The 12231-nt window shown below is 70.2% G+C and carries 13 protein-coding genes; 10 read left to right on the forward strand and 3 right to left on the reverse strand.

The window, feature by feature from the left end; all coding sequences use genetic code 11:
• The first annotated feature begins 54 nt into the window (after window positions 1-54).
• From ACNJ7K_RS15485 to ACNJ7K_RS15500, 4 genes are read left to right on the forward strand one after another with little or no spacing between them, the layout of a single operon-like run.
• Window positions 55-1230 carry a cytochrome P450 gene (locus ACNJ7K_RS15485; protein ID WP_230791771.1) on the forward strand — a complete coding sequence of 392 codons (1176 nt, stop codon included), beginning with the start codon at window positions 55-57 and terminating at the stop codon, window positions 1228-1230.
• On the forward strand, window positions 1227-1421 hold the full coding sequence (locus tag ACNJ7K_RS15490; protein WP_120282875.1) for a ferredoxin: 195 nt from the start codon (window positions 1227-1229) through the stop codon (window positions 1419-1421). Before ACNJ7K_RS15485 ends, ACNJ7K_RS15490 begins: the two co-directional genes overlap by 4 nt.
• Window positions 1418-2572, forward strand: a complete 1155-nt coding sequence (locus tag ACNJ7K_RS15495; protein WP_230791769.1) for an NAD(P)/FAD-dependent oxidoreductase — start codon at window positions 1418-1420, stop codon at window positions 2570-2572. Before ACNJ7K_RS15490 ends, ACNJ7K_RS15495 begins: the two co-directional genes overlap by 4 nt.
• A 10-nt stretch (window positions 2573-2582) precedes the next feature.
• Entirely contained in the window at window positions 2583-3518 is a 936-nt protein-coding gene (locus ACNJ7K_RS15500; protein WP_487041874.1) for a LysR family transcriptional regulator, read from the forward strand.
• A 13-nt stretch (window positions 3519-3531) separates the two neighbouring features.
• Here ACNJ7K_RS15500 and ACNJ7K_RS15505 read toward each other — a convergent pair whose 3' ends face one another.
• Window positions 3532-4122 carry a TetR/AcrR family transcriptional regulator gene (locus ACNJ7K_RS15505; protein ID WP_487041875.1) on the reverse strand — a complete coding sequence of 197 codons (591 nt, stop codon included), beginning with the start codon at window positions 4120-4122 and terminating at the stop codon, window positions 3532-3534.
• Between the two features lie 148 nt (window positions 4123-4270).
• Between ACNJ7K_RS15505 and ACNJ7K_RS15510 the strand changes: the two genes are divergently transcribed.
• Genes ACNJ7K_RS15510 through ACNJ7K_RS15535 form a run of 6 tightly spaced genes read left to right on the forward strand, consistent with a single transcriptional unit; the run spans window position 4271 to window position 11078 of the window.
• Window positions 4271-5248, forward strand: coding sequence for a phosphotriesterase family protein (locus ACNJ7K_RS15510; protein WP_120282882.1), 978 nt, complete (start codon window positions 4271-4273; stop codon window positions 5246-5248).
• Between the two features lie 53 nt (window positions 5249-5301).
• Entirely contained in the window at window positions 5302-6258 is a 957-nt protein-coding gene (locus tag ACNJ7K_RS15515) for a phosphotriesterase family protein (RefSeq protein WP_120282884.1), read from the forward strand.
• 47 nt (window positions 6259-6305) lie between these two features.
• Window positions 6306-7421, forward strand: a complete 1116-nt coding sequence (locus ACNJ7K_RS15520; protein ID WP_159418172.1) for an FAD-dependent monooxygenase — start codon at window positions 6306-6308, stop codon at window positions 7419-7421.
• Between the two features lie 43 nt (window positions 7422-7464).
• The gene (locus ACNJ7K_RS15525) at window positions 7465-8397 is read left to right on the forward strand and encodes an alpha/beta hydrolase (protein WP_487041876.1); all 933 of its coding nucleotides are present in this window, start codon (window positions 7465-7467) and stop codon (window positions 8395-8397) included.
• The gene (locus ACNJ7K_RS15530; protein ID WP_487041877.1) at window positions 8390-9328 is read left to right on the forward strand and encodes an MBL fold metallo-hydrolase; all 939 of its coding nucleotides are present in this window, start codon (window positions 8390-8392) and stop codon (window positions 9326-9328) included. The genes ACNJ7K_RS15525 and ACNJ7K_RS15530 overlap by 8 nt, the downstream gene beginning before the upstream one ends.
• 25 nt (window positions 9329-9353) lie before the next feature.
• Window positions 9354-11078 carry a CocE/NonD family hydrolase gene (locus ACNJ7K_RS15535; RefSeq protein WP_120282892.1) on the forward strand — a complete coding sequence of 575 codons (1725 nt, stop codon included), beginning with the start codon at window positions 9354-9356 and terminating at the stop codon, window positions 11076-11078.
• A gap of 31 nt (window positions 11079-11109) precedes the next feature.
• Here the strand turns inward: ACNJ7K_RS15535 and ACNJ7K_RS15540 are convergent, their stop codons facing one another.
• Window positions 11110-11679 carry an ATPase gene (locus tag ACNJ7K_RS15540; RefSeq protein WP_487041878.1) on the reverse strand — a complete coding sequence of 190 codons (570 nt, stop codon included), beginning with the start codon at window positions 11677-11679 and terminating at the stop codon, window positions 11110-11112.
• Window positions 11676-12062 (reverse strand): TA system antitoxin ParD family protein, encoded by a 387-nt coding sequence (locus ACNJ7K_RS15545; protein WP_120282896.1) that lies wholly within the window; start codon window positions 12060-12062, stop codon window positions 11676-11678. The genes ACNJ7K_RS15540 and ACNJ7K_RS15545 overlap by 4 nt, the downstream gene beginning before the upstream one ends.
• Between the last annotated feature and the right edge of the window lie 169 nt (window positions 12063-12231).

Here is a 12231-nt window from a genome sequence, read left to right on the forward strand (position 1 = left end):
CGAGATGCACATTATGAGTTGGATTAATTTTCGGGGGGGCGATTCACTGAGGGCATGACCAGCAGCCCTCCCACCGCCGACGTCGACCTGTTCGCCGACGACGTCCTCGTCGACCCCTACCCGACCTTCGCGCAACTGCGCGAACTCGGACCCGTGGTGTACCTGCCGCACCACGACGTCTACGCCCTGACCCGCTACGACGTCATCCGCGGCGCCCTCGCGGACACCGCGACGTTCTCCTCCCGCGCCATCGCCTTCAACCCCGCCGCCAACGACGCCCTCCAGGGCACCTCCCTGGCCTCGGACCCGCCCGTCCACACCGAGCTGCGCGCCACCCTCACCGAGAATCTCTCGCCGCGCGCGCTGCGCGGACTCAAGATCACCATCGAGACCAAGGCCGACACGCTCGTCGCCGACCTCGTCGCCACGGGCTCCTTCGAGGCGATCGACGCCCTCGCCCGCGCCTTCCCGCTCGAGGTCGTCGCCGACCTCATCGGCTTCACCGGCGAGGTACGCGCGAACATGCTGCGCTGGGGGCAGGCCGCCATGGAGGTCCTCGGCCCGATGAACCAGCGCACCGCCGAGAACTTCCCCATCGCCGGGGAGCTCTACGCGTGGTGCTCGCAGGTGCAGGCCGAGGATCTGACCCCCGGCTCGGTCGGGCGCGGCATCTTCGACGCCGAGGCGCGCGGCGCCATCCCCACCGGCAGCGCCGGGCACATCATCCACCAGTACCTCGGGGCCGGGGTGGACACCACCATCGCCTCGATCGGCAACCTGATCGCGCTGTTCGCGGCGTTCCCCGACCAGTTCGATCTCGTGCGCGCCGATCCGACGCTGGTGCCGTCCGCCTTCGCGGAGGTGCTGCGCTACTGGGCGCCGCTGCACGCCTGGGGCCGCGCGGTCACCCGCGACGTCGAGATCGACGGCTACCTGATCCCCGGCGGGTCGCAGGCGGCGGTGCTGCTCGGCTCCGGCAACCGCGACCCGCGGCACTACGACGACCCGGATGCCTTCCGGGTGGCCCGCAACCCGGTCGATCACCTGTCCTTCGGCTACGGCCCGCACGGCTGCGCCGGGCAGGGCCTGGCCCGCCTTGAGGCGCACGCGATCATCGCCGCCCTGGCCCGGCATGCGCGTCGCTTCGTCGCCGCCGAGCCGATCCGGGTGCCCAGCAACACCACCCGTTCCATCGACGCCCTCGAGATCCTGGAGGTTGTGCCCGCATGAAGATCACCCTCGACCGTCCCCGCTGCGAAGGCCACGGCCTGTGCGAGGAGGCTGCCCCCGAGTTGATGCACCTCGACGACGACGGCGAACTGATCCTCGATGTCACCGAGGTGTCCGCGGACAGCGCCGAGGCCGCCGCGGCCGGCGCCGCCGTGCGCGTGTGCCCCGTCGCGGCCCTGAGGCTGACATGAGCACCGCAGCCGACATGCCCACCGTCATGGAGCGGATCGTGGTGGTCGGCAACGGCATCGCCGGGCAGACCGCCTGCGACAGCCTGCGCGGCGCCGGGTTCACCGGGCAGCTGACCGTCGTCGGCGACGAACCGGTCCCCGCCTACTCGCGGCCCGCGCTGTCGAAGGCGCTGCTCACCGACGGCGGCTCCCACGAACTCGCCGCCCCCGCGCACGGCGCCACCGAACGCCTCGGCGTCGCCGCGGCCGGCCTGGACGTGCACGCACGGCTCGTGCACCTCGACGACGGCACCGCGCTGGAGTTCGACGGGCTCGTCATCGCCACCGGTGCGCGGCCCCGGCCGCTGGGGGAGGCGCTGGTGCTGCGCACCCTCGACGACGCCCTCGCCCTGCGCGAGCGGCTCGCCGGGCGGCCCTCGGTGGCGGTGGTCGGCGCCGGTCCGCTCGGCATGGAGGTCGCCTCCGCCGCCGTGCAGGCCGGCTGCGAGGTCACCGTCGTCGCCGACACCACCCCGATGCGCCCGCAGTTCGGGCCGTATCTGTCCGACCTGTTCACCACCGCCGCCACCGCCGCGGGGGTCGAACTCGTCTACGGCACCGCCACCGGCTTCGCCGCCGGGACGATCACCCTCGACGACGGCAGCCGCGTCACCGCGGAGCTGGTCGTCGCCGCGATCGGCGACATCCCGAACGTCGAGTGGCTGCGCGAGTCCGGGGTGCTCACCGACGGCAGGTTGGTCGCCGACTCGCGTGGACGGGTCGCGCCGGGCATCGTCGCCGCCGGCGACGTCGCGCATGTACCGATCCGTGGAGTGGTGCGGCGGATCCCGTTGTGGAACAGCGCGATCGAACAGGCCCGCATCGCCGCAACGGCCGTGCTGCTCGGCGACGCCGCACCCGAGTTCAATGCCGATCCGTATTTCTGGACCGAGCAGTTCGGACTGCATCTCAAGGCGGTCGGCCACCTGCCCGTCGACGGGGAGCCCACCGTCCTGACCGGAGAGGATCCGCGCGACGCGGCGTTGCTGCACTGGCGGCATCCGGACGGCGCGGGGGTGGCGGTGGCGATCAACCACCGCATCCCCATCCCGCGGCTGCGGCGCGCCGCGGCCACCGGGGAACTGCCGACCCCCGCGAAGGCGGCTCGGTAGGTTCGTGGGGGTGACCCGCCCTTCGGAGCCTCCGGCCGATCCCGACCTCGCGCGGCTGGCCGCGGTGAACCTCAACCTGCTGGTGCCGCTGCTGGCGGTGCTCGAGGAACGTTCGGTGACCCGCGCCGCCGCGCGGGTCGGGATGACGCAACCGGCGATGAGTCATGCGCTGGGCCGGATGCGCCGGTTGCTCGATGACGAGTTGGTGGTGCGGCAGGGGAGCGGGCTGATGCTCACCCCGCGCGCCGTCGAGCTGATCGCGCCGCTGCGGGAGGTGCTGCGGCAGACCGCGCGGGTGGTGAACTTCCCCGGTTTCGACCCGGCCCGCGACACGCGCACCATCACCCTGGCGATGACCACCAGCACCGCCTTCGTGGTCGGGGCGGAGCTGATGCGCGCGATCGGCGAGCGGGCCCCGCACGCGTCGGTGCGCCTCCGCACCTTCGTCGAGCCGCAGCCGGCGGACTTCACCGACGACGGGGTGGACGTGGTGCTCGTATCGGAGGCGTTCGCCGCGCCCTATCCGCGCGAGCGGCTCTACGAGAACCGGTGGGTGGTCGTCGCCCACCCCGACACCGCTCCCGACGCCGGGGCGCTGGAGTTGCTCGAATCGGTGCCGCACACCGCCTACGACGCGCGGCACCGCATCACCCCCTATGCGGCGCTGGATGCGGCCGGGGTGCCCTATCGGATCGGCGGTCTGGTCTCGGATTTCTTGATGGTGCCGCAGTTGGTGGCGCGTGCCGGTGGGGTCGCGATCCACACCTGGCGGGTCGCGGCACAGATGCGCCGTCAGTTGCCGCTACGGATCGAGGAGTTCCCGTTGCCGGTGCCGCCGTTGGGGATCGACATGGTGTGGAATCCGCGCCTGGCCGACACCGCGTTCATCTCCTGGTTGCGGGCGATCCTCGTCGAGGCCACCAGCGGCGCGAACCTCGGCGAGTGACCGCGCCCGCCGTTCAGTCGTTCTGCGCGTCGAGCAGGTGGCACCACGAGTCGGTGAGTTCGTCGAGGCAGATCTCGCGCGGGGTGCGCCAGCCGACCGAGAAGTAGCGGCGCGACATGTGTTCGAGCTGCCCGAAGGCCAGCACGCAGCGGATGCGGCGGCGCTCCGGGTCGAGTCGATCGGCCCGGTCGAGACCGGCGGTCATATCGGTGACCGCGCCTTCGAACCATTGCTCGGTCGTCGCCGCGACGTCCGGTTCGTGGGCCGCCTGGTAGGAGGCGGTCATGTACGGCTTCATCTCGTCCCACTGGGTGAGTTTGCGGTCGAGCCACTGCCGGATCAGGGTGCGTGAGCCGGAGGCGACGACCTCGGTCAGCGACGGGTCGTCGGCGGCGGTGAGGATCGAGTCGACCTTCGTCAGCAGCGCGCTCATCACGTCGGCCTTCGACGAGAAGTGCAGGTAAAAGGTGGTTCTCGTGGAACCGGCGGCGGTGGCGATGTCGTCGATGGTGGTCGCGGCGTAGCCCTTGGTGCCGAACAGGTCGAGCGCCTTGGTGAGGAACAGCTCGTAGGTCATCTGCTTCTGGGCGGCACGGAGCGACATGGCGGAAATCCTATCCTCGACGCAGCAGTTACCGGCGAGTACAGTCACACATCGTTCAGCAATTTCACTTGACAGTCTGTAATCCGAATCCGTACTGTGACTGTCACCACGTCGCGTTCCCGGCGACGTCGACGAAAGGAAAGTGCCGATGACAGGCGCCGCGCCCCGCACCGTCCACACCGTCCTCGGCCCCGTCCCCGCCGACGACCTCGGTGTCGTCGCGGTCCACGAGGCCCTGCTGTCGGTGCTGCCCGGCGCCGAGCACGCCTACGACATCGACTTCGACCGCGCCGAGATCTTCGCGACGCTGCTCGCCAAACTCCGCGCCTTCCGCGCCGCCGGCGGCGGCACCGTCGTCGACGCCACCGGCATGTTCCACGGCCGCGACGTGCCGATGTACGAGAACCTCTCCCGCGCGGCGGGGGTGCACATCGTCGCCTCCACCGGCCTGGGCCCGGAGACCCTGCTCGGCGGCTACTTCCTGACCCCGCAGACCAACCCGCCCACCCCGTGGCCCGCGGACAAGTTCGCCGACCTGTTCACGAAGGAGATCACCGAGGGCATGGTCGTGCCGCGCGTCGAACGCCGCAGCCCCGCCGGCCTGGTCGCCACCGCCGCGAATCCCGACGGCATGACCGCCACCGAGGAGAGCCTGTTCCGCGGCGCCGCCCGCGCCGCCCGCGACACCGGGGTCGCGGCGATCCTGCGCTACGGCGCCGACGCCCTCGCCGACCTCGATGTCGCGCTCGGCGAGGAACTGCCCGCCGACCGCCTCGTCGTCGCCGGCCTGGACCGCCGCGACGCCGTCGCCGCCGGCGCGCCGGAGAAGATTGCCCGTCGCGGCGCCTACCTCGCACTCGACCACGTCGGGACCGACGACGAGACCCACATCTCCGACGCCGAGCGCGTGGCCCTGGTCCGCGATCTCGTCGACGCCGGTCTCGGACACCGGATCCTGCTGTCGTCGAGCGCTACCGGCGTCGCCAAGGGGCATCCGGCGAACGATCTGCCCTACGAGACGGTGCTCACCGGTTTCGTGCCGCAGCTGACCGCCGCCGGTCTCACCGACGACGTCGTGCAGCAGATCCTCCTCGCCAACCCGCAGGACCTGCTGGCCGCGCGCTGAGCCGCCGCCGACCACCCATCACCGAGAAGTCTTCGTCCCGAAGGGGAATTGCTGTGTCGAGAGTCAACACCGTCCTGGGCCCGATCGCGCCCGAGGAACTGGGCATCGTCGCCGTCCACGAGCACATCGGATACGGCATGCCCGGCTCCGAGCTGGACACCCGCTGGTGGAAGAGCCCCGAGGTCCGCTACGAGGAGACCGTCCCGAAGCTGCGCAAGTTCCACGAGTACGGCGGCGGCACCTTCGTCGACGTCACCGGCATCTGCAACGGCCGCGACATCGACTACTACAAGTCCCTCTCGGCGAAGACCGGTGTGCACATCGTCGCCTGCACCGGTTTCGTCGGCGGCGACACCGCCCTGCCGTTCTTCGAACGCGCCTCCGTCGACTACCTGATGCGCCAGTTCGTGCACGAGATCACCGTCGGCATCGGCGACACCGGCAGCCGCGCCGGCGTCATCAAGGTCGGGGTCTCCCGCGGCGGGAAGATGACCGAACTCGACAAGCGCATCTACCGCGCCGCCGCCCGCGCCGCACTCGCCACCGGCGTACCGATCCTCACCCACCTCGCGATCGACGCCGAGAACGCCATCGCCATCTTCACCGAGGAGGGCCTGCCGCTGCACCGGGTGCTGTTCGGGCACGCCGACGACGGCGTCAACGCCGACAAGACCCGCGACACCTGGATCGCGCAGCAGGGCGGCCGGGTCGGCTTCGACACCTTCGGCTACGAAACCGAACTCGAGGACCCGCCGTTCTGGGCCCGCCCCCGCAAAGAGCGCCTCGCCCACTTCCTGCGCTTCCTGAACGCCGGCCACCTCGATCAGGCCCTGGCCGGCGTCGACGCCAACTGCAGCCCACTCGGCTGGCCGGGCGTCAAGGGACACACCGTGAACTACCTGTTCGAGGACCTCATCCCGGACCTGCGCGAGGCCGGACTCGACGAGGCCACCATCACCAAGCTGTTCGTCGAGAACCCCGCCGACTTCCTCACCATCGCGCAACCCTGACCCGAATCTCCCGGCGCACCCCCGCGCCCTCCGAAAGAGACACTCACATGCAGACCTCGGATCCGACCAACCTCACCATCGCCGTCGTCGGCGCGGGCTATGCCGGTGCGGCCGCCGCCCGGGCCCTGTCGTTGCTCGGCGCGAACGTCACCGTTTACGAACAGGCCCCCGAGATCCGCGAGGTCGGCGCCGGCATCGGCCTGCGCCCGTCGAGCATGGCCCGCTTCCGCGAGTGGGGCATCTTCGACGACATCGCGAAGGTCAGCTCCCCGAGCGACTACTTCGAGATCCTCACCGCCACGGGCGAGCCGATCATGAAGGACACCTGGCCGGCGCACGGCGACCAGAAACACACCCACCTGATCCACCGCGGCGACTTCATCGACACCCTCATCGCCTCCCTGCCCGACGGCATGGTCAAACTCGGCCACCGGCTCGAGCGCATCGAGGACCACGGCGACCGCAGCACCCTGACCTTCACCAACGGAACCCGCGTCGACGCCGATCTGGTCATCGGCGCCGACGGCATCAAGTCCGTGGTCCGTGAGCAGCTGTTCTCCGACGCCGAACCGGTATTCTCCGGCGAACGTGCCTACCGCGCCGTCATCGACATCACCGACGCGCACGGCATGGTCACCGACGACAACCTGCGCATGTACATCGGCAAGGGCACCAAGGTGTACCTGCTGCCGCTGCGCCACCGCGGCCAGGTGTCCTTCGACATCACCGCCCTGTGCCCGGACCCCGACTGGGCGCCGCAGGTGAGCAAGGACGACATGCTCGCCACCGTCGCCGGGTTCGATCAGCGCATCGTCGACATCACCGCCGGCCTCGACATGGACATCGTCAACATCCGCGGTGTCTACGACATCGACCCGATCGAGCGCTGGCACAGCAACTCGGTGGTGCTCATCGGCGACGCCGCCCACTCGATGCTGCACCACCAGGGCCAGGGCGCGAACTCGGCGATCCTCGACGCCGGGGTGCTCGCCGACTGCCTGCGCGACACCGACACCGTCGCCGCGGCGCTCGCCGCTTTCCAGGCGCAGCGCAAGCCGGTCACCGACGAACTGCAGCGCATCTCCCGCCAGGGCTGGACCGAGGACGAGGTCCAGGACGTCTTCCCGGGCCAGAAGCCCGCCGCGCAGCAGCCCGCCCAGTAGATCCCCACCCCACCCGTTCATCGCCCGAAGGAGACGACCGGCCATGCCGTTGCACCCCGAGATCGCCCGGATCCTCGCCGACCTGCCCGCCCCGCCGCCCGGACCGCTCGATCCGGCCGCGATGCGCGCCGGGGAGCAGGCGCAGGTTCCGCCCCTCGAGGAGCGACTGTCCCTGCACGAGGTCCGCGACGCGATCGCGGCGACCCCGGCAGGGGAGGTGCCGGTGCGGATCTACACCCCGACCGACGCCGACACCTGTGGCCTGGTCGTCTACTTCCACGGCGGCGCGTTCTTCCTCGGTAGCCTCGACACCCACGACCACGTCGCCCGGCACCTGGCGAAGGCCACCGGCTGCACGGTCGTGTCCGTCGGCTACCGCCGCGCCCCCGAAGCGCAGTTCCCCGCCGGTCTCGACGACTGCTACGGCGTCGTGCGCTGGGCCGCCGAGCATGGCGACGAACTCGGTTGGGACGGAAAGATTCTCGCGGTCGCGGGGGACAGCTCCGGCGCCAACTTCGTCGCCGCCGTCACCGGCCTCGCCCACGACGACGGGTTCGACCGCATCACCCACCAGGTGCTGTACTACCCGTCCCTCGACCTCGACTTCGACGAAGACCGCTACCCGTCGATGCGGGAGAACGCCGTCGGCTACGGCCTCGAAACCGCCGGGCTGAAGCCGTTCAACGCCTTCTACCTCGACAGCGGAGCCGACCCCGCCGACCCGCGCGTCTCACCGATCAAGCGCCAGAACCTGTCGGGGCTGCCGGCGGCGCTGGTCGTCACCGCCGAGTTCGACCCGATGCGCGACGAAGGCGAACTCTATGCCCGGCGGCTCGAGGAAGCCGGGGTGCCGGTGACACTGCGCCGCTACGCCGGCGCCAACCACGGCTTCGTACAGAACTTCTCGTGGATCCCCGAATACGCGCAGGTCTTCGACGAGACCGCCACCTTCCTGCAGGGCACCGCGCATGAGTGAGGCACCGATCCACCCGATCGTCTCCCCATGGGGACGCTTCGGGCTCTACACCTTCTTCATCGACGCCGAACAGCCCGCGATCGTCGACACCGGCATCGCGTCGTCCCCGGTTGAGGGCATGGCCCCCGCCCTCGACAAGCTCGGCCGGCGACTCGAGGACGTGCGGTGGATCCTGCTCACCCACGGGCACATCGACCACATCGGCGGCGCCCACGCCCTGTGGGAGGCCACCGGCCGCCGAGCCCAGGTCGTCATCCACGAGGCCGACGCCCCGCTGCTGCGCTCGCGGCAGGCCCACGTCGACGACTACCTCACCGGCCGCGGCCGGTACCTGAACGACCCCGACGGGGCCGCGAAGGTCACCGCCGCCACCGAGGCCGTCATCTCCGGGGAGATGGAACCGACCATGCTCGTGCGCGGCGGCGAAACCCTCTCCCTCGGCGGGGGAGTCGAGATCTCCGTGCACTCGATCCCCGGGCACACCCCGGGATCGGTCGCCTACGTCGTCGAAGGCCGGAACAGCGTGTTCGTCGGCGACGCCGTCCAGGTGCACGGCGCCGCCAACGGCTTCCCCGGCTACACCGACCCCGACGCCTACCGCGACAGCCTCGCCTACCTGCGCGAGACGATCCGCCCCGAGAAGCTCTATCTCGGGCATCCCTACCGCCGCGCCGACGGCACCCCCTACGGCGTCGAACTCGACCGCGACCAGGCCGCCGAAGCCCTTCGGGAGAGCGTCGACATCGAAGGGGGAGTGCGCGGCGCCGCGCACCGCTGCCTGTGCCACGGACTGCTCGACACCGACTCGGCGTACTCGCCGTTCGCCCCGGTCGCCGACGACCTCGGTTACACCGGCGATCCCACCCTCGAGCCGTCCCCGTTCTTCACCACACTGCACGGCTACCGCACCCAGTTCTCGCACCAGCACTGATCACGAAGAGGAGTCGTAGGTTCTCATGGCCGAGTTCGAAACGTTCGACGCAGGCGGACAGACCATCCACATCCGCAAGCACCTGCGGGTCCCCATGCGCGACGGCGTCGAGTTGGCCGCCGACGCCTACCACGGCGTCGACGACAAGCCCCGCCCCGCCCTCGTCGCACTGAGCCCCTACGGCAAGGAACTGCAAGCCCTCGCCCTGACCACCCCGCCGCAGCGCCGCCCCAGCCCCATGTGGGACGGCTGCATCGAGGCCGGCGACATCGCCCGCGTCGTCGCCGAGGACTACGTCCACGTCATCGGCGACATCCGCGGCTCCGGCGACTCCGACGGCGAGCACATCGGCAACTACAACGCCGGCGGGGTCTCCCTCGGGCAGGACGCCTACGACTTCATCGAATGGGTCGCCGCGCAGCCGTGGTGCGACGGCAACGTCGGCATGATCGGCATCTCCTATTTCGGGTCCATGCAGGTCCTCGCCGCCGCCGAACGACCCCCGCACCTGAAGGCCATCTTCGTCTCCGGCGGCCACTACGACTTCTACGAGACCACCTACCACGGCGGCATCATGTGGTTCATGCCCCGCGCCGCCCGCGAGGGCCGCGGCGGTGACTCCGGCTGGGCGTTCACCGACCGGGTCAAGTCCCGCATGCTCGAGACCTACACCCCCGACGAGATCCGGGCGCGGGTCGCCCAGCGCCTCGCCGACCCGGATGTCGCGGCCTGGCCGAATCTCGTGCACGTGCTCAACTACCCGAAGCACCACGAAGCGTGGTTCGACATCATCACCAACGAACTCGACGGCGAGTGGTACGAGGAACGCAACCCGATCAATCTCGCCCGGAACATCGACATCCCCGTCTACCTGCAGATCGACCAGGGCCGCGGCTGGACGATGGACGGCACCATCGAACTGTTCCACGCCCTGCAAGGGCCGAAGAAGCTCGACATCGGCCCCTACCCGCCCATGCAGTCGCGGCCCTTCATCGAAGAGCACGACACGATGTTCCGCTGGTACGACTACTGGATCAAGGGCATCGACAACGGCATCATGGACGAACCCGCCGTGAACGTCTTCGTCGAAGGCTCCCGCCGGCGCGTCACCGCCGACCAGTGGCCGCCGAAGGACGTCGAGCACCGGGCGCTGTATCTGCGGCCGCGCGGCAAGCTGTCCACCGAACCCGAACCGATGGGCGCGCAGTACGCCGCCCCGGACGGCTTCTACCAGGCCCCGCTCACGGTCACCGACAAGGTCGAGATCCTGCGCTGGGAAACCCCGGTGTTCGCCGAACCCACCGAGATGATCGGCACCGGCGCCGCCCACATCTTCGCCGAAATCGACCAACCCGACACCAACTTCATCCTCCGCATGTGGGACTACGCCCCGAACGGCAAACGGCAGCTGATCACCACCGGCTACCTCAAGGCCTCCCACCGCGAGCTCGACGAACGCACCACCGAGGGCGACCCCTACCACCCACACACCCGCGCCGTGCCCGTCGAACCCGGCACCATCGAGGAATACGTGCTGCGGCTGTATCCGTTCGCCAACACCTTCATGCCGGGCCACAAGCTCGTCGTGGAACTGTCGAACAACGAACCGCTCGCCGACGAACACAACGCACTGCTGCCGCCGGACGCCTTCCACCTGCCCGTCGGCCGCCCGGTGACCCACAAGATCTACCGGGACGCCGCGCACCCCTCGCGGCTGGTGCTGCCGTTCACCGCGAGCGCGGCGAACTGACCTCGTCGTCCCGAGTTCACCGGGCTCGGTCTCAGCCGAGCCCGGTGAGCGCCCCCGGCGCCCACCCCGGCCAGCGCACCGCACCCACCGGCACCCCACCCGCGAACCGCGCCACCACCGCCGGGGTCCCGGACGCCGTGTCGTACACCGACGCCTGATCGGCGCGGCCGATCGCCTCGGCTACCAGCGGCCACAACCGTCGATAGCGCGCCCGGATCTTGTCCTCGGGCACCGCATGCCCACCGGAGGCCACCCGGTGCTGCACACGCAGCACCGACATCGTCTCGGGCACCAGCATCACGTGCAGCACCACCGTGAACCCCGCCTCGTGCGCGCGGTCGATCAACTCCAGCTTCGACGGATGCGAGAACACCGTCTCCGCGATGAACGACCGGCCCTGCCGCAACAGCCGGTCCCGCGCCGCCGCGGCGAGTTGCGCCGCCTCATAGGACATCTCCTCGGCACGATCGGGCCACCGCTGCCGCGCGATCACATCCGCGTTGACGAACACACTGCGCGGCAGCAGGGGAGCGAGGGACAACTCGACGAACGTCGACTTGCCGGACCCGTTGGGACCGACGATCAGATCCAGACGCCTCATGCGTCGTCGAGCACCCGGCGACTACCGTCGGGACGCTGCTCGACCAACCGGCCCTCGTCGTCGAGCACCACCGTGGTGACCCCACGCGCAGCGAGGATCTCGACGTAGTCGGTGCGGGCCAGCCCGTCCGCCAGGCGCGCATCGATCTCCGCGTCGAACAAGCGGCCCTCGGCGGCGGTGAGTTCGCTCAGCTCCCGCGTCCCGGCCAGCGCCTCGTGCACCCGGTGCAGGGAGGCGGTCTCGTGGGCGGTCATCGCGCGGCCGATGCGGGCCCAGTATTCGAGTTGCTGGCGTCCGGTGCGATTCTGGCGGCCGCCCTCGGCGATGGCGCTGTCGACGAGTTCGGCGTCGAAGCGGGTGACCTTGTCGGTGGACGACGTCATGACGGCCTCCTGATGTTGCAGTCTGCTACAAGCGTAGCTGTCTGCAACACGACGTGCACCCCCGAACAATTCCCTCAACACCGGTTCGTGACCTCCCGGTCCGCACCACCACCCGGATCGACACCCGATCGAACCCGAGCCGACGCCGAGGAACCGGCCACGCGACCTA

This window comes from Rhodococcus shunpengi, from assembly GCF_048381395.1.
In the GTDB taxonomy this organism is placed as follows: Bacteria; Actinomycetota; Actinomycetes; order Mycobacteriales; family Mycobacteriaceae; genus Rhodococcus.